This window comes from Streptomyces bikiniensis (assembly GCF_000716625.1).
GTDB lineage: Bacteria > Actinomycetota > Actinomycetes > Streptomycetales > Streptomycetaceae > Streptomyces > Streptomyces bikiniensis.
Window position 1 is genome coordinate 1 of record NZ_JNXJ01000016.1, and the last position, 20,254, is coordinate 20,254.

The window sequence follows — 20,254 nt, forward strand, 5'->3', positions numbered from 1 at the left end:
GGGCGGGGGCGGTGGGGGCCTTGTCCCGGGGGGCCCGGGGGGCCCGGGGGCCACGGGGGTCCCGGGGGTCTTGGGAGTCCTGGGAGTCGCGGGGGCCCTGAGGGTCCCGGGAATCGTGGGAATCGCGGGGTGCCGTGGTCGTGCTCACGCGGCTTCCTCCTCGGTGAGCTGGGAGAGGACGATCTCCCGGTAGGTGGGGTCGTCCCGCAGGAGGGACGCGTGGGTGCCGGTGGCGACGACCCGCCCCCGGTCGAGGACGACGATCCGGTCGGCGTGGCGGACGGTGGAGATCCGCTGGGCGACCACCACCACGGTGGAGCCGGCCGTCTCCTCGGCGAGCGCGGCCCGCAACCGCGCGTCGGTGGCGGCGTCGAGGGCGGAGAAGGAGTCGTCGAAGAGGTGGAGGCGGGGGCGGGCGGCGAGGACGCGGGCGATGGCGAGCCGCTGGCGCTGGCCGCCGGAGAGGTTGGCGCCGCCCTGGGAGACGGGGGCGTCGAGGCCCGCGTCGAGTTCGCGTACGAAGTCGGCGGCCTGGGCGGTCTCCAGGGCGCGCCACAGCTCCTCGTCGGTGGCGTCGGGCCGGCCGTAGCGGAGGTTGGAGGCGATCGTGCCCGAGAAGAGGTACGGCTTCTGGGGGACGAGTCCGACGGTCCGCGCCAGGAGGGCGGGGTCGAGGGTGCGGACGTCGGCGCCGTCGACCAGGACCCGGCCCTCGGTGGCGTCGAAGAGGCGGGGCACGAGGCCGAGGAGGGTCGACTTGCCGCTGCCGGTGGAGCCGACGATCGCGGTGGTCTCGCCGGGCCGGGCGGTGAACCGGACGTCGTGCAGGACGGGTTCCTCCGCGCCGGGGTAGCGGAAGCCGACGCCGTCGAGTTCGAGCCGGCCGGGGCCGTGGAGTTCGCGGACCGGGTGGGCGGGCGGGACGACGGAGGAGCGGGTGTCGAGGACCTCGCGGACGCGTTCGGCGCCGGCCTCGGCGCGCGGCATGTGCATCAGGAGGAAGAGGGCCATCATCACGGACATGGAGGTCTGGAGCAGGTAGCCGAGGAAGGCGACGAGCCCGCCCGGCTGGAGGGCGCCGGAGTCGATGCGGTGGGCGCCGACGTACACCAGGGCGACGGTGGTCAGCTCCCAGATCACCAGGACCGTGGGGAACATGACGGCCTGCAACCGGCCGGCCCGCAGACCGACGGCGAACAGCTCGTCGTTGGCGGCGGCGAACCGTTCCCGCTCGTGCCGGTCGCGGACGAACGCGCGGACGACCCGGACGCCGGTGATCTGTTCGCGCAGGATGCGGTTGGTCCGGTCGACGCGGAGCTGCATGCCCCGGAAGAGGGGCCGCAGGCGCAGCACGACGGTGCCGACGGCCCCGGTCATCACGGGTACGAAGAGGACGAGGACGAGGGCGAGCGGCACGTCCTGGCGCAGGGCCATGGCGATGCCGCCGACGCACAGGAGCGGGGCGGCGACCAGCATCGTCAGGACGAGGACGGTGAACGTCTGGATCTGCTGGACGTCGTTGGTGGTGCGGGTGATGAGGGAGGCGGCGCCGAAGCGGCCCCGCTCCCGGGCGGAGAACTCCTGGACGCGCCGGAAGACCTCGGAGCGCAGGTCGCGGGCGACGCCCATGGCGATGCGGGCGCCGGTGTAGGTGGCGGCGGCGGCCGCCGCGACCTGGAGGAGGGTGACGGCGGTCATGGTGGCGCCGCCGGAGAGGACCCGGCCGGTGTCGCCGCGCAGCACGCCGTGGTCGATGAGGCCGGCGTTGAGGGCGGGCAGGGCGAGGGAGGAGAGGGTCTGGACGAGCTGGAGGCCGACGAGGAGGGCGAGGAGGGCCCGGTACGGCCGGAGACGGGGGAGGACGATCCGGAACAGCACGGTGCCGCCTCCTCACGCGCCGTACGGGCGGACGGACTTGGCGTCCCGGAGGGCGTGGCCCCACCAGGCGAGCTGGTCGAGGAGGGCCTTGGCCGCACCCTCGGCCCCGGCCGGGTCCTTGTGCCGTCCGTCCTCGTCGAACTGCTCGTGGGCGTGCTGGAAGGAGACGGTGTCCCGGACGGTGACGGCGTGCGTCTCGGCGAAGACCTGGCGGAGCTGTTCGACGGCCCGCAGGCCGCCGGAGATCCCGCCGTAGGAGACGAAGCCGACGGGCTTGGCCTGCCATTCGGTGTAGTGCCGGTCGATCAGGTTCTTGAGGGCGGCGGGGAAGGAGTGGTTGTACTCGGGGGTGAGGACGACGAAGGCGTCGGCGGCTTCGAGGGCGGGGGTGACCTTGGCGAGTTCGGCGCGGACGGCCGGGGAGGGGGCGTACGAGAGGGAGGTGGGGAGGTCGACCCCGGCGAGGTCGACGACCGTGGTGGTGAAGTCCTCGCGCTCGGCGAGGCGGGAGAGGAGCCAGTCGGCGAGGACGGGGGCGAAACGCCCTTCGCGGTCGCTCGCGACGACGAGGGCGAGGGAGAGGGGGGCGGGGGGAGCGGAAGGGGCGGAAGCGGTGGGGGGAACGGTGGGCTGCGTGGAGTTCGTGAGGTCCATGCCGGTGATCGTGGTACCTCAAGTTTGGTTGAGGTCAAGCGGTGTCCGGGACCGCGCGGCGGGAACGGCCGGGGCCCTCGGTCACCCGTTCGGCACCGGTCGCGAGCCGGCGTGTCGAAAACGCCTCCGACCTGCGAAAACGTACGGTTTCCAGGCGGCGCGCCGTATCGAACGGCCCCATCCTGATGCCCCATCAGCAGGCGGAGGGGGCGCGGCGGTCCTTATCTCGGTCACAGAAGGTCCGTCTCCGGGAAGTCCCTCCCGGGAGGACCGTCCCGGCATGACCGCACGCGCGCTTCGGAGGACCCCATGCGCACCACTGCCCGCCTGCTCACCGGTACCGCCCTGACGGTCGCCGCGCTCGGGGCGTTCGCCGTCCCGGCGGCGCACGCCGGCGAAGAGTGGAACGACTCCGGGGGGCGGCACGAGACCCTTGAGATCTACCCGTCGTCCGCGTCCCCCGGCACCACCGTCACCGTGAACACCCTCGCCTGCGGCAAGAACGGGCGCGGCGTCGGCGACGCGAACGCGCTCGGCGCGGGCGAGTTCCACCTGAAGCCGAGCACCCACAAGGAGATCGTGGTCGGCCAGTTCACCGTGCCCCAGCACGCCAGGGCCGGTACGTACGGCATCAGCGTGGCCTGCGACAACGGCAAGACGGCCCGGGGCGACCTGACCGTCACGCACCGGCGTCCCAGCGGCCACGTCCAGACGGGTGTCGGGGGCAGCGTCGGCCCCGACACCGCCCAGGTCGCGGCGGGCGCGGCGGTGCTGGCCGCGGCCGCCGTCGGCGGTGCCCTGCTCCTGCGCCGCCGGGCGAGCGGCGCGCGGGGGCACTGAGGCACCGCCCCTTCCTGCCCCCGCCGCACGCCCGCACGGGCCCGGCGGGGGCAGGACCACATCCCGGCGCGTTCCGGCGGCGCCGCGAGGGACCGAAGAGACGGACCCGAGGGACCGAAGAGACGGCCGCGAAGGGCGCGAAGGACCGAAGGACGCGACGGCCCGAAGAGACGGAAGGGAGCCGGGCAGGTGAGCAACAGGAGCAAGGGCTGGGGCATAGCGGTGGCCGCCTGCGTGGGCGTCTGGCTCGTCCAGAACGGCTCGGCGGACGTCACCCCGCCCGTACCGTCCGCCGCCCAGGCCTTCGCCGCCGGGCCGAGCGTCCACACCGACGCCGCCGCCGACCCGCTGCCGCCCTCGGCGCCCGTACGGCTGCGCATCCCCGAGACCGACGTGGACGCCCCGGTGACGGGGCTCGGCCTGGCGGCGGACGGCTCGCTCGAAGTGCCGCCGGCCGGGGACAGGAACCTGGCGGGCTGGTACGAGGGCGGGACCGCGCCCGGCGCGAAGGGCACCGCGATCGTCGCGGGCCACGTCGACAACGCGGAGGGGCCGGCCGTCTTCTACACCCTCGGCGCGCTGAAGAAGGGCCACCGGATCGAGGTGGACCGGGAGGACGGGCGCACCGCCGTGTTCACGGTCGATGCGGTCGAGGTGTACGAGAACGACGCCTTCCCGGACGACAAGGTGTACGCCGAGGCGGACCGGGCCGAGATCCGGGTCATCACCTGCGGCGGCGGCTTCTCGAAGAAGAACGGCTACCAGGGGAACGTGGTCGCCTTCGGACACCTCATCGGGGTCAGGGGACCCGCCTCCTGAAGGTTCGGGCCCATCGACGGCTCAGGACCGCTGACCGCTCACGCCCACTGGTCGAAGGCGAGCTTCGCGACCAGCGAGAAGACGACCACGAGCAGCACCCCGCGCACGAACCCGGCGCCCCTGCTCAGCGCCATCCGGGCCCCGACCGTCCCGCCGACCAGGTTGAAGACCGCCATGACGGCGGCGAGCTGCCAGTACACGGTGCCCTGGTACGCGAACATCGCGAGGGCGCCCGCGTTGGTGCAGACGTTGACGATCTTGGCGGTGGCGGAGGCGGTCACCAGGTCGAGGTGGAGGACGGCGGTCAGGGCGAGGACCAGGAAGGTGCCGGTGCCCGGCCCGAACAGACCGTCGTAGAAGCCGATCCCGCCGCCGACGACCACGATCGCGGTCACGATCCGGGCCCGGGTCAGCGGCCCCCGCTCCTCCCCCTCGGCCCGCGCGCCGAAGGAGGGCCGGAGCATCACGAAGGCCGCCACCCCGAGCAGCACCACCATGATCACCGGGCGCAGCACGTCGCTGCTGATCCCGGCGGCGAAGAAGGCGCCGGCCATGGAGCCGGTCAGGGCCGCGAGCCCGATCCGCACGGCCGTCCCGACCCGGACGGGCGCCTTGCGGACGTAGGTGACGGCGGCGCCGGTGGTGCCGACGATGGCGACGGCCTTGTTCGTGCCGAGGATCTGCGCGGCCGGGGCGTGCGGAAGCCCGAGCAGCAGGGCGGGCAGCAGGAGCAGCCCGCCACCGCCCACCACGGCGTCGATCCAGCCCGCCAGGAGCGCGGCGAGGCAGAGCAGGACGAGGGCGGTCAGCGATGTCTCGGGCATGGGCACGACCCTAGGGACGTGATCGTTGGCCCGTCCATCAATCCCGGGAGAGTTGAGCTACGTCAGAGCTTGCCGTGCCCGGCGGGCGGTCGGGCGCGGGCGGCGCGGCCGGGGTGACGGTGGCGGTGAGCAGGGTCGCGGCGAGCGCCCCGGTGCCGAGGAGCCCGGCGGCGAGGAGGCGGCGGGCCCGTGCCACCGGGGAGGCCGGGGCGCCGTGCCCGGCGGTGGCCGGAGCCCCGGCGGGAGTCCTGGTCGCGTTCGCGGGTCTACGCACGGTCGAAGTCCTCGCTGTGGATGCGGGCGGCCGGGACTCCGGCCCGGCGCAGGGAGGCGGTCGCGGCCCGGGCCATCGCGGGCGGGCCGCACAGGTACACGTCGTGGGCGGCGAGGTCGGGCACGAGGTTGCGCAGGGCCCGGGGCGCGAGGGGGTCGAAGGAGCCGTCGGAGGGGCCGAGGAGGAAGTGGAGGGCGGCCCGCCGCTCGCGGGCGATGGCCTCCAGCTCCTCGCGCAGGACGACGGAGGCGGCGTCCGGGGCGCGGTAGAGGAGGGTCACGTCGCCGGGCCCGCCGGGCAGGGTCTCGAAGAGGGCCCGCAGCGGGGTAATGCCGACCCCGCCCGCGAGCAGCAGGACCTTGCGGCGGGTACGGCGGTGGGCGGTGAGCGCGCCGAAGGGCCCGGTGGCGAGGACGCGGGTGCCGGGGCGCAGCCGCCGGACGCGGCGGGTGTGGTCGCCGAGCGCCTTGACGGTGATCCGCAGGGTGTCGTCGCGGACGGGCGCGGAGAGCGAGAAGGGCAGGGCGGTGGCCCACAGGCCGCGCCGCAGAAAGCGCCAGCGGAAGAACTGGCCGGGTTCGGCGCGCAGGTGGTCCACTCCCCTGCCCCGGATCAGGACCGAGACGACCCCGGGTCCCTCGTCGCGGACCTCGGCGACCCGCAGGTCGTGGCGGAGGGCGGCGCGGACGGGGACGACGATCCGGTACCAGACGAGGAGGACGGCGACGAGGGCGTGCGCCAGGGACCAGAGCCAGCGGGTGAGCAGGCCGCCGGCGATGTCGGGGCCCGCGAGCTGGTGGACGAAGCCGAGCGCGGCGGCGAGCAGTGCGCCGAGGTGGACGGCCCGCCAGGTCTCGTGCCGGAGCCTGCGCCGTACGGAGCGGGCGGAGGTGATCCCGACGGCGACGAGCAGGGCGGTGCCGGCGGTGGCGGCGGCGATCGCGCCGTACGAGAGGAGGTCCCCGGCGGCGGTGAACAGGTCGGCGTGGGTGTGGACGGCGTGGCCGCAGAGGGCGAGGACGCCGTGGGCGGCGATCAGGCCGAGGACGTACCGGCCGCCGAGGGCGTGCCGGCGGGCGAGCCGGTCGGCGCCCACGCCGTGTTCGACGGCCGGGACCCGGGCCATGAGCAGCAGCAGGACGAGGACGCCGTACCCGGCGAGGAGCCCGGTGAGGTGGGCGCCGGACGCGAAGAGGACGTCGAGCCGGGCGGAGGGCCGGGCCTGGAGGCCCCAGAGGAGGCCGACGCCCCCGGCCCCGGCGGCGATCCCGGTCCGCAGCCGCCCGGGGGCGAGCCGGAGGGCGGGGACGGGCGGGGCGGCGGGCGGGACCGGAGGGCGCCGTCGGCGGCGGGGCTCTTCGGCCCGCGGCGCGGCGAGGGGCGCGAGGGGTACGTAGAGGGGGTGGCTGGCCTCGGTGGTCACATCCGGCACCCTAGGGGCGCCCGTATACGGGAATCCGCAGCTCAGCCGCGTCCGTCCGATCCTTAAGGCGGCCTTGAGGCGAGGCTGACCACGGGTTAACCCCGGGGCCGGTCCGGCGGGTCTCGCGGCGGACGGGGCCGGGTCCCTCACGGCGAGCGGGCCCACGGCCTCTCACGGCGAGCAGCCTCGCGGCCTCTCACAGCGAGTGGGCCGGCGGTCCCTCACGGCGAGCAGCCTCGCGGCCTCTCACAGCGAGCGGGCCCACGGCCTCTCACGGCGAGCGGCCCGGCGGTCCCTCACAGCGGGCGGGACCGGGAGCGGAGATCAGCGTTCCGTACGGGAAACAGACGGGATGCCGCCGGGTAACACCGGCCCCGCACGCTTCCGGCATGAGTACACGGATCGTGGTGGTCGGGGGCGGGACGGCGGGCGCCCGGCTCGCCCGGCGCCTGCCCGTCACCCTCCTCGGCGAGGAGCCGCACGCACCGTACAACAGGGTGCTGCTCGCCGACGTCCTCGCCGGGCGGTACGCCCCCGAGGTGATCGCCCTGCCCGGGACCCGCGAGCCGGCCCGGCTCGGGACGCGGGCGGTGCGGATCGACCGGGCGGCCCGGACGGTGGAGTGCGCGGACGGCTCGCGCGTCGGCTACGACCGGCTGGTCCTGGCGACGGGCTCCAACCCGGTGCTGCCCCCGCTGCGCGGACTGCGCGGGGCGGCCCTTCCGGCGGGCGTCCACCCCTTCCGCACGATCGACGACTGCCTGGCGCTGCGCGCGGCGGTACGGCCCGGAGTGCGGGCCGTGGTCGTCGGCGGCGGGCTCCTCGGGGTGTCGGCGGCCCGCGCGCTCGCGGAGGCCGGCGCGGACGTGGTCCTCGCCCAGCAGGGCGAGCGCCTGATGGAGCGCCAGCTGGACGTCCACGCGTCGGCGCTGCTCCGGGAGCACGTCGAGTCGCTGGGTGTCGAGGTGCACACCGAGTGCCGGGTCGGCGGCCTGCGGCAGCGGGACGGGGCGGTCACGGCGGTCGAACTCGCCGACGGCTTCGTGCTCGACGCCCGGGTCGTGGTCCTGGCCTGCGGGGTGCGGCCCCGGGTGGCCCTGGCCCGGGAGGCGGGGCTCGACGTCGCCACCGGGATCGTGGTGGACGACGAGCTGCGGACCTCCGACCCGCTGATCCACGCGGTGGGCGACTGCGCGGAGCACGCGGGCCGGGTGTACGGGCTCGCGGGCCCGGCGCTCGAACAGGCGGACGCACTGGCGGAGGTGCTGGCGAGGGAGACCGGGGCCGGGGCCTCCGACGCGCCCGCGTCCGGCACCACCGGAGCCACCGGAGCCACCGGCACCACCGGCACCACCGACACCACCGGCACCACCGACACCGCTGGCACCACCGACACCGCTGGAGCCCCGCCCGCCTACACCGGCACCCGCGCCCTCACCCGGCTCACCCTCACCGGCCCGCGCCCGCTCGACCTGGCCGCCTTCGGCGAGGTCACCGCGCGGCCGGGCGACGACACCGTCCAGCTCACCGACCCCACCCGCGGCGCGTACCGCAAGGTCGTCGTCCGGGGCGACCGGCTCGTCGGGGGCGTCCTCCTCGGCGACCTGGCCGCGGTCGGCGCGCTCGCCCGGGCCTGGGAGGGCGACGAAGCCCTCCCGGAGGCCCCCCTGCTCCACCTGCTCACCCACGACGGAGGCTCCTGACATGAGCGCTGACGCTGACACGCGTGCCCGCACGAGCGCCGGTACGGCCGCGCACACCCCGACGATCGTCCTGGTCGGCCACGGAATGGTCGGACAGCGCTTCCTGGAGGCGCTCGCCGACCGCGGCGTCACCCGGCGGGCCCGGATCGTGGTCCTCTGCGAGGAGCCGCGCCCGGCCTACGACCGCGTCCAGCTCACCTCGTACTTCTCCGGGAGGACCCCCGACGACCTCTCCGTGGTCGGGGCGGGGTTCATGGAGGAGCACGGCATCGAGCTGTACGTGGGGGACGCGGCCGAGTCGGTGGACCGGGCGGCCCGGACGGTCACCGCCCGCTCGGGCCGGGTCTTCGCGTACGACACGCTCGTCCTGGCCACCGGCTCGTACCCCTTCGTCCCGCCGGTGCCCGGCAGGGACGCCCGGGGCTGCTTCGTCTACCGCACGATCGAGGACCTGCTCGCGATCGAGGAGTACGCGAAGACGGCGACGACCGGCGCGGTGGTCGGCGGCGGGCTGCTCGGTCTGGAGGCGGCGGGCGCGCTCAAGGGCCTCGGCCTGGAGACGCACGTGGTGGAGTTCGCGCCGCGCCTGATGCCGGTGCAGGTGGACGAGGGCGGCGGCGCGGCCCTGCTGCGCACGATCGAGCGGATGGGGCTGAGCGTCCACACGGGGACGGGGACGCAGGAGGTCGTGACGGCGGACGGCGCCGTGACGGGCATGCGGCTGTCGGACGGCTCCGAACTGGACGTGGACATGGTCGTGTTCTCGGCGGGCGTACGGCCCCGGGACCAGCTGGCCCGGGACTGCGGCCTGGCCGTGGGCGAGCGCGGCGGCATCGCCGTGGACGAGCGGTGCCGGACCTCGGACCCGGCGGTCTTCGCGATCGGGGAGTGCGCGCTCGCGGTCGACGGGCGGGTCTACGGCCTGGTGGCGCCGGGCTACGAGATGGCGCAGACGGTGGCGGCGGTCCTCTCGGAAGAAGTGGACGAGGAGGACCGGGGGTTCACGGGCGCCGACGTGTCGACCAAGCTGAAGCTGCTCGGCGTGGACGTGGCATCGTTCGGTGACGCGCACGGCACGGCCGAGGGCTGTCTGGACGTCGTGTACTCCGACTCCCGCTCGGGCGTCTACAAGAAGCTGGTGGTGGACGGCGAGGGCGTGCTGCTCGGCGGCGTGCTGGTCGGTGACGCCGACTCGTACGGGCTGCTGAGGCCGCTGACCGGTACGGTGCCGCCCGTCTCCCCCGAGCAGCTGGTGCTTCCGGCGGGCGCGGGCGCGCCGGTGGCGCTCGGCCCGTCGGCGCTGCCGGACGAGGCGGTGATCTGCTCCTGCCACAACGTCACGAAGCACGCGATCGGCCAGTGCTCCTCGCTCGCCAAGGTGAAGAAGTGCACCAAGGCCGGTACGGGCTGCGGCAGTTGCGTGAAGGTGATCGAGAAGCTGCTGCCGGCCCCCGCCGACCAGGGGCTCTGCGGCTGCTTCCCGTACGGCAGGAGCGAGCTGTACGAGATCGCCCGCACCCTGCGCGTGACCTCGTTCGCCGCGCTGCTCGACTCGCACGGGCGGCCGGAGGCGCGGGGCGGGGAGGGCTGCGAGGTCTGCAAGCCGACCGTGGGCTCGATCCTGGCAAGCCTCAACAACGGCTACATCCTGGACGGCGAGCAGGCCTCCCTCCAGGACACCAACGACCACTTCCTCGCCAACATGCAGCGCAACGGCTCCTACTCGGTGGTGCCGCGCATCCCCGGCGGCGAGATCACCCCGGACAAGCTGATCGTGATCGGCGAGGTGGCCCGGGACTACGGCCTCTACACGAAGATCACCGGCGGTCAGCGGATCGACCTGTTCGGCGCGCGGGTGGACCAGCTCCCGGCGATCTGGACGCGGCTCGTGGACGCGGGCTTCGAGTCGGGGCACGCGTACGGCAAGGCGCTGCGCACGGTGAAGTCCTGCGTCGGGCAGACCTGGTGCCGGTACGGCGTGCAGGACTCGGTGAGGATGGCGATCCAGCTGGAGCTGCGCTACCGGGGCCTGCGCTCGCCGCACAAGCTGAAGTCGGCGGTCTCGGGCTGCGCCCGCGAGTGCGCCGAGGCGCAGTCGAAGGACTTCGGGGTCATCGCGACGGCGAACGGCTGGAACCTGTACGTCGGCGGGAACGGCGGCGCGACCCCGCGCCACGCGGACCTGCTGGCCCAGGACCTGTCGGACGCCGAACTGGTCCGGCTGATCGACCGGTTCCTGATGTTCTACATCCGGACGGCGGACCGGCTGGAGCGGACCTCGACCTGGCTGGAGCGCCTGGAGGGCGGGCTCGACCACCTCAGGGACGTGGTGGTGCACGACTCGCTCGGGCTCTGCGACGAGCTGGAGTCCCTGATGGCGGCGCACGTCGACGCCTACCAGGACGAGTGGGCGCAGACCCTGGACGACCCGGAGCGGCTGCGGCGCTTCGTCTCCTTCGTGAACGCCCCGGACGCGCCGGACCCCTCGGTCCGGTTCGTGCCGGAGCGCGACCAGATCAAGCCGGACCTGACGTTCCTCACCCTGGAAGGGGTCGCCTCCCGATGAAGACGCCCGAACCGCGGAAGACGCCCGAACCGCTGAAGACGCTCGAACTGTCCCTCTCCCCCGAGTCCTGGATGACCGTCTGCGAGGAGAGCCGGCTGACCCCGGGCCGCGGCGTGGCGGTGCTGCTGCCGGACGGCCGGCAGGCGGCGGTCTTCCGGGACCGGTCGGGCCGGACGTACGCGATCGACAACCGCGACCCGTTCACGGGGGCGCAGGTGCTCTCCCGGGGGCTGATCGGCTCGGCGGGCGGACGCCCGTTCGTGGCCTCGCCGCTCCTGAAGCAGCGGTTCGACCTGGAGACGGGCCGCTGCCTGGACGACGAGGAGGTCGCGGTGGCGGTGTATCCGGTGCGTGCGGTCCAGCTCGATCCGGCGCTCCCCTAAGGAACTTGACCGATCGTTCCAGATAAATCTAGGGTCATGTCGTGGCCAGGACCAAGGAATTCGATCCGGACGCCGCGCTCCGGGCAGCCCTCGAACTGTTCTGGGCGCGCGGCTACGAGGCGACGACGATGGCGGACCTCGTGGAGCACCTCGGGGTGGGCCGCGCCAGCATCTACGCGACCTTCGGGAGCAAGCACGAGCTGTACCTGAAGGCGCTGGACCGGTACGCCGAGAGCCAGGACCCCCGGCTCGTCGAGGAGCTGTCCGCGCCGGGCCCCGCCCTGCCGGCCGTCCGGGCGCTCGTCCGCCGCTTCGCCGCCGAGGCGGCGACCGACGGGGAGCGCCTGACCGGCTGTTTCGTCACCAACTCGGCGGCGGAGCTGGGGCCGCACGACACGGCGGTGGCCCGCCGGGTCGAACTGAGCTGGGAGCAGCTGGAGACGCTGCTGCACGCGGCGCTCGTCCGGGCCCGCGCCGGGGGCGAGCTCCCGGCCGGCCGCGATCCGCGCGCGCTGGCCCGGATGCTCCTGGTCCTGCTCCAGGGCGTCCGGGTGGTCGGCAAGGCGTCGAGCGACCCGGCCAGGGTGCGGGACGCGGCGGAACAGGCGCTGACCCTGCTGGACTGAACGATCCGCCGGCCTGGACGGTCCGGGGACGGGCACCCTCGCGGGTGCCCTTCCTTCGGTCCTCATATTGGAACGTACGGTCAAGAATTTGCCGTCACGACAGAAGGAGTCCCTCGTGTCCGCACGCTTCACCGATCGCGTCGTCCTCGTCACCGGAGCCGGTTCCGGTCTCGGCCGGGCCGTCGCGCTCGCCTTCGCCGCCGAGGGCGCGAAGGTCGTCGCCGCCGGACGCACGGCGGAGACGCTGGAGGAGACGGTCGCCCTGATCGGGGCCGCCGGGGGCACCGCCGCGGCGGTCACCGCCGACGTGACCGACGCCGACTCCACCCGGGAGCTGGTCCGGCGCACGGTCGAGCTCTTCGGCGGCCTGGACGTCGCCGTGAACAACGCGGGGATCTTCCGGGGCGGCGGCCACAGCGCCGCCGACCTCCCCCTGGAGGACTGGAAGGCCCTGCTCGACGTCAACGTCACGGGGGTCCTGCACGCCCTCCAGGCCGAGGTGGCGCACATGCGGGCGCACGGCGGCGGGGCGATCGTGAACGTCTCGTCCAACCTGGGCGCGCACGTCCGGGTCCCCGGCGTCTCCGGCTACCAGGTCTCCAAGGCGGCGGTGTCGGCGCTGACCCGGGCCGCGGCCCTGGACCACGTCGGCGACGGGGTCCGGATCAACGCGGTCAGCCCCGGCGCCTCGGAGTCCACGATGTCGCTGCGGCCCGGCGAGACCGAGGCCGAGCGGGAGGTCCGGATGAAGGGCGAGTCGCCGCTGGGCCGGATCTCGTCCGCCGCGGAGGTGGCGGCGGCGGTCCTCTACCTCGCCTCGGACGCGGCCGGCTCCGCCGTCGGCACGGACCTCGTGGTCGACGGCGGCGTCGCGGCCTGAGTCCCCGCCCGGTCCGGGGCTCAGCCCTGGTCGGCGGCCGGGTCCATCCAGAAGACCTCCCAGTGGTGGCCGTCCAGGTCGGTGAAGGAGCGCCCGTACATGAAACCCATGTCCATGGGCTCCTTCGCCGGCGTGCCACCGGCGGCGAGGGCCGCGTCGGCCAGCGCGTCCGCCTTCTCGCGGCTCTCGGCGCTCAGGGTGATCAGGACCTCGGTGGCCTTCGTGGCGTCGGAGATCTCCTTGCCCGGGGCGGTGAACTCCTTGAACTTCTTCTCGGTGAGCAGCATCGCGAAGATCGTGTCGCTGATGACGAGACAGGCGGCGGTGTCGTCGCTGAACTGCGGGTTGAAGGAGTAGCCGAGCTTCTCGAAGAAGGCCTTGCTGGCGTCGAGGTCCTTCACGGGCAGGTTCACGAAGATCATCTGCGGGGCCATGGCGTTCTCTCTTCCTCGGTCGGCCGGCCCGCTCGGTGCGGTTCCGGCGCTTTCAAGAGGTAGGACGGGGACGCCGCCCGGAACTCATCGCCGTTCCGGAAAGAATTTTTTCGCCCGGCCCGGCCCGCCGAGGTCGGGTGGGGTCGGGCGGGGTCGGGCGGGGTCAGGCGACGGTACGCAGCCGGAGGGCCGCCAGGGGGACGAACCCGCCGTTTCCGCCCCCCGTGGACGCGTCGGGCCCGGCGAGCCGCCGCAGCATGGCCAGGGCGATCCGCTCCCCCTGCGCCTTGGCCCGCTCGGCCCGCGGCCCCGCGTGGAGGCCGTCGACGGAGGCGCGCCAGAGCTGCACCCAGCGCCCGAAGTGGGCGGCGGTGAGCGGCCGGACGGCGTGGAGGGCGGCGTGCGGCGCGAAGGCGTCCCGCCCGTAGGAGGCGGTACGGAACAGGGCCCGCTCCCAGAAGTCGGTGATCCCCGGCAGGTGCGCCTCCAGATCGGTCCCGGCGACCTCCGTGAAGAAGGGCCCGACGAGCGGATCGGCGAAGGCCTCGCCGTAGAAGCGGCGCAGCAGCACGTCGAGGTCGGCGCGGTCGCGGATGTCGCGGGTCGCGCGGGTCTCCCTGGTCTCCCTGGCGGCGGACATGCCCCCAGTCTCCCCCGGACCGGGCGGCTCCCCCAGTGCCGAAGGTCCCGGGCCCCGCGCCCGGCCCCGCTGCCCGGGCCTCGGTCGTCCGCCGCGCTCCAGCGGTGCAGCGTCCCGCCCTCGTCGTACGTGAGCCGGGTGCCGTCGCCGTCCGGGCTCGCCGAGGCGCCGCCCCGGCCCCGGTCCGGCCAGGGCATCGGGAGGACGGCCGAGGGCGCCGACTCCCCCGCGAACAGGTCCTCCAGGTCGTGGACCTCCGGGTCGTCGCCGTGGAGGAGCGGGGCGCGGTGGGGCGTCCCGGCGGATCTCGAGGGCGGTGCCCCGGACCAGGGACGCGGCGCCCGGCAGCCGTACCGAGTCGAGCGGGCGGGCGCGGACCGGCCGCACGGTGACGGACACGGTCCGAAGGCAACGCCCACCACCGACAGCCCGCCCCCGGCCCCGGCCTGCTCCAGCCGCCCCCGGCCTCCTCCGGTCACCCCCATGCCCCCCCCCGCATCCCGGCCTCCTCCGGTCGCCCCGCACCCGCCGTCTCCCCTTCACCGCTCGTTGGCGCCCCGTCAACTCCCCGCTCCTAGGTTCCGGAGACGCGCGACCCCGGCGCCGACCGGTGCGGCGGGGCGGTTCACCATCCTTCTCGGGAGTGAGACGTGGAGCGACGCGGTTTCCTGCGCGGAGCGGTCATCGGTACCTCGGCCGCCGCCTTCGGCGGCAGCCTGTGGCACGGTGCGGCCTTCGCCGCCCCGGCCCAGCCCGGCACCGGCCCCTACGGGGCGCTCGGCCCGGCGGACGCGAACGGCATCCAGCTTCCGGCCGGGTTCACCAGCCGGGTGATCGCCCGGTCCGGCCAGACGGTCAGCGGCACCTCGTACACCTGGCACAGCGCCCCCGACGGCGGCGCCTGCTTCGTCGACGGCACCGGCTGGATCTACGTCTCGAACTCGGAGATCAACCCCAACGGCGGCGCGAGCGCGGTGAGGTTCAACGCGTCGGGCACGATCACCGGCGCGTACCGCATCCTCTCCGGCACCCGGCAGAACTGCGCGGGCGGCGCCACCCCGTGGAACACCTGGCTGTCCTGCGAGGAGGTGTCCCTCGGGTACGTCTACGAGTCGAACCCGTGGGGCGGCACGGCGTACCGCCGGGACGCGATGGGCCGCTTCAAGCACGAGGCGGCGGCGGCCGACCCGGTCCGCAGGGCGATCTACCTGACCGAGGACGAGTCGAACGGCTGCTTCTACCGCTTCCTGCCCACCACCTGGGGCAACCTCTCCTCCGGCACCCTCCAGGTCCTCAAGGCGTCCACGGCCACCTCCGGCACCTTCACCTGGCAGAACGTGCCGGACCCGGACGGTTCCCCGACCGCCACCCGCGACCAGGTCTCCGGCGCCAAGCGCTTCAACGGCGGCGAGGGCTGCTACTACGCGGACGACACCGTCTGGTTCACCACCAAGGGCGACAACCGGGTCTGGCAGGTCAACCTCGCCGCCGGCACGTACGAGCTGGCCTACGACGACTCGCTGGTCTCCGGCGGCGCCCCGCTGACCGGCGTCGACAACGTCACCGGCACCTCCTCCGGCGACCTGTACGTCGCCGAGGACGGCGGGAACATGGAGATCTGCGTCATCACCCCGGACGACGTCGTCGCCCCGTTCCTGCGGATCAACGGCCAGTCCGGTTCGGAGATCACCGGACCGGCCTTCTCCCCCGACGGCAGGCGGCTGTACTTCTCCAGCCAGCGGGGCACGAGCGGCAGCTCCTCGGGCGGCATCACCTACGAGGTGACCGGCCCGTTCCGCGCGTAGCAGCGCAGCTCCACCTTCTTCTGCTGGGCGCCGCCGAGGAGTGCGGCGCCCAGCGGCGTCAGGGTGTGCAGGACCGCGTTGCCGTGGCGCAGGGTCGCGATGAGCCCGGCCTCGCGCAGGACGCCCGCGTGCTGGCTGGCCGAGGCGAGCGACACCCCGGCGCGGCGGGCGAGTTCGCTGGTCGTGCCGCCGTCCCCGATGGCGTGCAGCACCGCCGAGCGGGTCTGGCCGACGAGCTTGGCGAGCGAGGAGCCGCCCGGCGCGCGGACGGTCGGCGCCTCGCCGTGGGTGACGGGGTAGACGAGGACCGGCGGCAGCGCGGGGTCGCGCAGCACGACCGGGGTCCCCCGGCAGAAGTACGAGGGCTGGAGCAGCAGCCCCCGCCCGTCGAGGTGCACGTCCCGGTCCACCGGGTAGTCGGCCTCCAGGACGGGCGCGCGCCAGCGCAGCATCGGCGGCAGCGAGGCGAGCAGTTCCTCGGCGCCGCCGTCCAGGAGGGCCCGGCCGCGGCGGGCCCGGTCGGCCTCGACGCGGGCCCGGATGTGCGGCCAGTACGGCTCGACGACGGCCCGGTGGTAGCCGCGCAGGGCCCCCAGGAGCCGGTCGAAGGGCTCCGCTCCCCCGTCGGCGAGGGCGCGCAGCGAGTGGGGCACGGTCCGTCCGCCGGAGCGGTCGGCGGCGAGCAGCGAGAGCTCCCCGCGCAGCCGGCCCGGGTCGGTCGCGCGGATCGCCTGCAGGCCCTCGTCCAGGCCGTTGACGCCCTCGGCGGGCGTCAGGAAGTCGGGGAAATAGCCCCTGCTGGGGACGAGGGCGGCGAGGAGCCGGGTCTCACCGCCGAGCCGCGTCCGGACCTCGGAGCGCCATTCTCCGTAGACGACGGGGCCGCGCCGGTCCCTTAAACGGTGAAAGCTCAGAATCGTTTCCCACAGAACATCCGGCCGGGCCGCCGTCCGCACCCCCGCCAAGTCGTTTCCGGTGAAATGAATCCGCAGCATGAGGTCCCCACCTGTGCACTCGCAACCACCCCCGACGACGAGTATGCACAGCATCACTGCACGTTACCAGGGTGTTTCAGCCACAGTTGAAAAGCATCGCGGCGAACGAGGCGGAACCGAAAAGCTGTACGGGTCGGGCAGGAAACCTTCTGGACCGAGGTGACGTGGTGAAGACCGTGGGGGGCTTTGCCCGTCCGGCGGCGGTCGGCGAGGGTTGCGGCTCACCTGCCCGGCATCGGTAAAGGGCGCGGCCCCCGGGTGGGGATCCGGGGGCCGCGCCCGCCCCGCCCTTTGCGGCGCGGAAACAGAAAAGTTCAACGGCGAATAATTCAAACGGCCGTAATTGAACACGAATCCACATCCGAACGACGGCCCGGCGAAATGAGCGGCCGCCCCCCGGGAGAAACACGACGGGACGGACACCTCCGCACAAAGGTGTCCGTCCCGTCCCTGTGAATCCGGAGCCGCCGCCCGCCGGTGAGGGTGGTGAAGTGGACCGGCGACGGCCCCGGGGGTTCGGTGAACCCGCTGCTGAACGGGGGTTCAGCAGGAGTTCGGGCCCGTTCCTGAACCGGGGTTCAGGAGTGGCCGGGCCTCCGGCCGGACCGGAGCCCGGCGGAGGCCCGTACCGCCTCAGCGGCTGTCGCTGCCCTTCGACTCGGCCGCCGCGCGGCCCGCCTCCAGGCGCGCCACCGGGATCCGGAAGGGCGAGCAGGAGACGTAGTCGAGGCCCACCTCGTGGAAGAAGTGCACCGACTCCGGGTCGCCGCCGTGCTCGCCGCAGACGCCGAGCTTGATGTCCGGGCGGGTGGCGCGGCCGGCCTCGACGGCGCTGCGGACCAGGGAGCCCACGCCGTCCTTGTCGATGGTCTCGAAGGGACTGACGCCGAAGATGCCCTTCTCCAGGTACGCGGTGAAGAAGCTGGCCTCGACGTCGTCGCGGGAGAAGCCCCAGACCGTCTGCGTCAGGTCGTTGGTGCCGAAGGAGAAGAACTCGGCGGCCTCGGCGATCTGTCCGGCGGTCACGGCGGCGCGCGGCAGCTCGATCATGGTGCCGAGCGCCAGCCTGAGGTCGACGCCGGTCTGCGCCCGGACCTCCTCGATGACCTGCTCGGCCTCCTCGCGGACGATCTCCAGCTCCTGGACGGTGCCGACGAGCGGGATCATGATCTCGGCGCGCGGGTCGCCCTTGGCGTCGATCCGCTGGGCCGCGGCCTCCGCGATGGCCCGGACCTGCATGGTGAACAGGCCGGGGATGACCAGGCCGAGGCGGACGCCGCGCAGGCCCAGCATCGGGTTCTGCTCGTGCAGCCGGTGGACGGCCTGGAGCAGGCGCAGGTCGTTCTCGTGCGGCTCCTTGCGGGACTCCGCGAGGGCGACGCGGACCGACAGCTCGGTGATGTCGGGCAGGAACTCGTGCAGCGGCGGGTCGAGCAGCCGGACCGTGACGGGCAGCCCGTCCATGGCCTCGAAGAGCTCCACGAAGTCCTGCTTCTGGAGCGGCAGGAGGGCCTTGAGGGCGTCCTCGCGCTCGGCGTCGGTGTCCGCGAGGATCAGGCGCTCGACGTACTGGCGGCGCTCGCCGAGGAACATGTGCTCGGTGCGGCACAGGCCGATGCCCTGGGCGCCGAAGCGGCGGGCGCGCGAGGCGTCCTCGGCGTTGTCGGCGTTGGCGCGGACCCGCAGGCGGCGGACGCGGTCGGCGTAGGCCATGATCCGGTGGACGGCCTGGACCAGCTCGTCGGCGTCGTCGGCGCCGGCGTGCATCCGGCCCTCGAAGTACTCGACCACCGGGGACGGCACGACGGGCACCTCACCGAGGTAGACCTTGCCGGTGGAGCCGTCGATGGAGACGACGTCGCCCTCCTCGACCACCTGGCCGTCGGCCGTGGTCATCCGGCGGCGCTTGGTGTCGACCTCCAGCTCCTCGGCGCCGCAGACACAGGTCTTGCCCATGCCGCGGGCGACGACGGCGGCGTGCGAGGTCTTGCCGCCGCGCGAGGTGAGGATGCCCTCGGCGGCGATCATGCCGTCCAGGTCGTCGGGGTTGGTCTCGCGGCGGATGAGGATGACCTTCTCGCCGGAGCGGGACCACTTGACGGCCGTGTACGAGTCGAAGACGGCCTTGCCGACGGCGGCGCCCGGGGAGGCGGCGATGCCGCGCCCGATCTGCTCCACCTTCGCGTTCTCGTCGAACTTGGGGAACATCAGCTGGGCGAGCTGGGCGCCGTTGACGCGCTGGAGCGCCTCGGCCTCGTCGATCAGGCCCTGGTCCACGAGCTGGGTGGCGATGCGGAAGGCGGCACCGGCGGTGCGCTTGCCGACGCGGGTCTGGAGCATCCAGAGCTGGCCGCGCTCGATGGTGAACTCGATGTCGCAGAGATCCTTGTAGTGGGTCTCCAGGGTCTCCATGATGTGCATGAGCTGGTCGTACGACGCCTTGTCGATCGACTCCAGGTCGGCGAGCGGCACCGTGTTGCGGATGCCGGCGACGACGTCCTCGCCCTGCGCGTTCTGGAGGTAGTCGCCGTAGACGCCCTGGTGGCCGGAGGCGGGGTCGCGGGTGAAGGCGACGCCGGTGCCGGAGTCCGGACCCAGGTTGCCGAAGACCATCGAGCAGACGTTGACGGCGGTGCCGAGGTCGCCCGGGATGCGCTCCTGGCGGCGGTAGAGCTTGGCGCGGTCCGTGTTCCAGGAGTTGAAGACGGCCTCGATGGCGAGGTCCATCTGCTCGCGCGGGTCCTGCGGGAAGTCGCGGCCGGTCTGGGCCTTCACGATCTTCTTGAACTGCTTGACGACCTTCTTGAGGTCGGCGGCGTCCAGGTCGGTGTCGCTGGCGACCTTCTTCGCGGCCTTGACCTCGTCGAGGGCGTCCTCGAAGAGCTCGCCGTCCACGTCGAGGACGGTCTTGCCGAACATCTGGATGAGCCGGCGGTACGAGTCCCAGGCGAAGCGCTCGTTGTCGGCCTGCCGCGCGAGGCCCACGACGGACTCGTCGGAGAGGCCGATGTTGAGGACCGTGTCCATCATGCCCGGCATGGAGAACTTGGCGCCCGAGCGGACGGAGACGAGCAGCGGGTTGTCGGCCTGGCCGAGCTTCTTGCCCATCGTGCGCTCCAGGGCGTCGAGGTGGGCGGTCACCTCGTCGCGGAGCTCGACCGGCTCCGAGCCGCTCTCCAGGTAGACCTTGCACGCCTCGGTGGTGATCGTGAAGCCGGGGGGGACCGGGAGGCCGAGGTTGGTCATCTCCGCCAGGTTCGCGCCCTTGCCACCGAGCAGGTCCTTCAGGTCCCTGTTGCCCTCGGTGAAGTCGTAGACGAACTTCTGATCATTGTTTTCCGACACGGGCCACGACTCCTCGACGACTCGGTTGGCTGCCCTGACGGCGAGGAACATACCCAGATCGAAGGCTTCTAGGGAGGTACGCCTAGCGGTCAGCTGGTCTTAACCACCCGTCCGCCAGCGCTTCGAAAGTAACCGAGCGGTAGCTTCCGCTTTCAGGGCCCGAAG

At 73.6% G+C, this 20,254-nt stretch carries 17 protein-coding genes; 8 read left to right on the forward strand and 9 right to left on the reverse strand.

All coding sequences use genetic code 11. From position 1 onward, the window contains the following. Positions 1 to 144 precede the first annotated feature (144 nt). Positions 145 to 1,878 carry an ABC transporter ATP-binding protein gene (locus OO47_RS15255; RefSeq protein WP_030210938.1) on the reverse strand — a complete coding sequence of 578 codons (1,734 nt, stop codon included), beginning with the start codon at positions 1,876 to 1,878 and terminating at the stop codon, positions 145 to 147. Between the two features lie 12 nt (positions 1,879 to 1,890). Further along, a complete protein-coding gene (locus tag OO47_RS15260) occupies positions 1,891 to 2,532 on the reverse strand; it encodes an NADPH-dependent FMN reductase (RefSeq protein WP_030210940.1) in 642 nt (213 codons plus the stop codon). Between the two features lie 309 nt (positions 2,533 to 2,841). Here OO47_RS15260 and OO47_RS15265 point away from each other — a divergent pair, with 309 nt between their 5' ends. Both OO47_RS15265 and OO47_RS15270 read left to right on the forward strand, forming a co-directional pair. Continuing rightward, the gene (locus OO47_RS15265) at positions 2,842 to 3,372 is read left to right on the forward strand and encodes a hypothetical protein (protein ID WP_030210941.1); all 531 of its coding nucleotides are present in this window, start codon (positions 2,842 to 2,844) and stop codon (positions 3,370 to 3,372) included. A gap of 189 nt (positions 3,373 to 3,561) precedes the next feature. Next, positions 3,562 to 4,191 carry a class F sortase gene (locus OO47_RS15270; RefSeq protein WP_030210945.1) on the forward strand — a complete coding sequence of 210 codons (630 nt, stop codon included), beginning with the start codon at positions 3,562 to 3,564 and terminating at the stop codon, positions 4,189 to 4,191. A 38-nt stretch (positions 4,192 to 4,229) separates the two neighbouring features. Here the strand turns inward: OO47_RS15270 and OO47_RS15275 are convergent, their stop codons facing one another. From OO47_RS15275 to OO47_RS15280, 3 genes are read right to left on the reverse strand one after another with little or no spacing between them, the layout of a single operon-like run. Then, positions 4,230 to 5,015 (reverse strand): TSUP family transporter, encoded by a 786-nt coding sequence (locus tag OO47_RS15275; protein ID WP_030210947.1) that lies wholly within the window; start codon positions 5,013 to 5,015, stop codon positions 4,230 to 4,232. Between the two features lie 37 nt (positions 5,016 to 5,052). Then, entirely contained in the window at positions 5,053 to 5,289 is a 237-nt protein-coding gene (locus OO47_RS36870; RefSeq protein ID WP_158708660.1) for a hypothetical protein, read from the reverse strand. After that, positions 5,282 to 6,712, reverse strand: a complete 1,431-nt coding sequence (locus tag OO47_RS15280) for a ferredoxin reductase family protein (RefSeq protein ID WP_078489669.1) — start codon at positions 6,710 to 6,712, stop codon at positions 5,282 to 5,284. Before OO47_RS15280 ends, OO47_RS36870 begins: the two co-directional genes overlap by 8 nt. A gap of 389 nt (positions 6,713 to 7,101) precedes the next feature. Between OO47_RS15280 and OO47_RS15285 the strand changes: the two genes are divergently transcribed. The 5 genes from OO47_RS15285 (at position 7,102) to OO47_RS15305 (ending at position 12,870) form a co-directional block, all read left to right on the forward strand. Next, positions 7,102 to 8,415: an NAD(P)/FAD-dependent oxidoreductase gene (locus OO47_RS15285; RefSeq protein WP_030210952.1), complete on the forward strand. Its 1,314-nt coding sequence runs from the start codon at positions 7,102 to 7,104 to the stop codon at positions 8,413 to 8,415. Position 8,416: 1 nt separating this feature from the next. After that, positions 8,417 to 10,981, forward strand: a complete 2,565-nt coding sequence (gene nirB / locus OO47_RS15290; protein WP_051715730.1) for a nitrite reductase large subunit NirB — start codon at positions 8,417 to 8,419, stop codon at positions 10,979 to 10,981. 71 nt (positions 10,982 to 11,052) lie between these two features. Further along, positions 11,053 to 11,364 (forward strand): nitrite reductase small subunit NirD, encoded by a 312-nt coding sequence (gene nirD, locus OO47_RS15295; RefSeq protein ID WP_407696308.1) that lies wholly within the window; start codon positions 11,053 to 11,055, stop codon positions 11,362 to 11,364. A gap of 41 nt (positions 11,365 to 11,405) precedes the next feature. Continuing rightward, positions 11,406 to 11,990 carry a TetR/AcrR family transcriptional regulator gene (locus tag OO47_RS15300; RefSeq protein WP_030210957.1) on the forward strand — a complete coding sequence of 195 codons (585 nt, stop codon included), beginning with the start codon at positions 11,406 to 11,408 and terminating at the stop codon, positions 11,988 to 11,990. A gap of 115 nt (positions 11,991 to 12,105) precedes the next feature. Beyond that, the gene (locus tag OO47_RS15305) at positions 12,106 to 12,870 is read left to right on the forward strand and encodes an SDR family NAD(P)-dependent oxidoreductase (protein WP_030210959.1); all 765 of its coding nucleotides are present in this window, start codon (positions 12,106 to 12,108) and stop codon (positions 12,868 to 12,870) included. Positions 12,871 to 12,890: 20 nt separating this feature from the next. Here the strand turns inward: OO47_RS15305 and OO47_RS15310 are convergent, their stop codons facing one another. Both OO47_RS15310 and OO47_RS15315 read right to left on the reverse strand, forming a co-directional pair. Beyond that, a complete protein-coding gene (locus tag OO47_RS15310) occupies positions 12,891 to 13,304 on the reverse strand; it encodes a VOC family protein (RefSeq protein ID WP_030210960.1) in 414 nt (137 codons plus the stop codon). A gap of 163 nt (positions 13,305 to 13,467) precedes the next feature. After that, complete coding sequence (locus OO47_RS15315) at positions 13,468 to 13,944, reverse strand: group III truncated hemoglobin (RefSeq protein ID WP_030210963.1); 477 nt, start codon at positions 13,942 to 13,944, stop codon at positions 13,468 to 13,470. 650 nt (positions 13,945 to 14,594) lie between these two features. Here OO47_RS15315 and OO47_RS15320 point away from each other — a divergent pair. Further along, complete coding sequence (locus tag OO47_RS15320) at positions 14,595 to 15,749, forward strand: alkaline phosphatase PhoX (RefSeq protein ID WP_030210965.1); 1,155 nt, start codon at positions 14,595 to 14,597, stop codon at positions 15,747 to 15,749. Here the strand turns inward: OO47_RS15320 and OO47_RS15325 are convergent. Beyond that, positions 15,719 to 16,744, reverse strand: a complete 1,026-nt coding sequence (locus tag OO47_RS15325; protein ID WP_030210967.1) for an ArsR/SmtB family transcription factor — start codon at positions 16,742 to 16,744, stop codon at positions 15,719 to 15,721. The genes OO47_RS15320 and OO47_RS15325 overlap by 31 nt on opposite strands. 633 nt (positions 16,745 to 17,377) lie before the next feature. Further along, a complete protein-coding gene (gene ppdK / locus OO47_RS15330) occupies positions 17,378 to 20,089 on the reverse strand; it encodes a pyruvate, phosphate dikinase (protein WP_030210969.1) in 2,712 nt (903 codons plus the stop codon). Between the last annotated feature and the right edge of the window lie 165 nt (positions 20,090 to 20,254).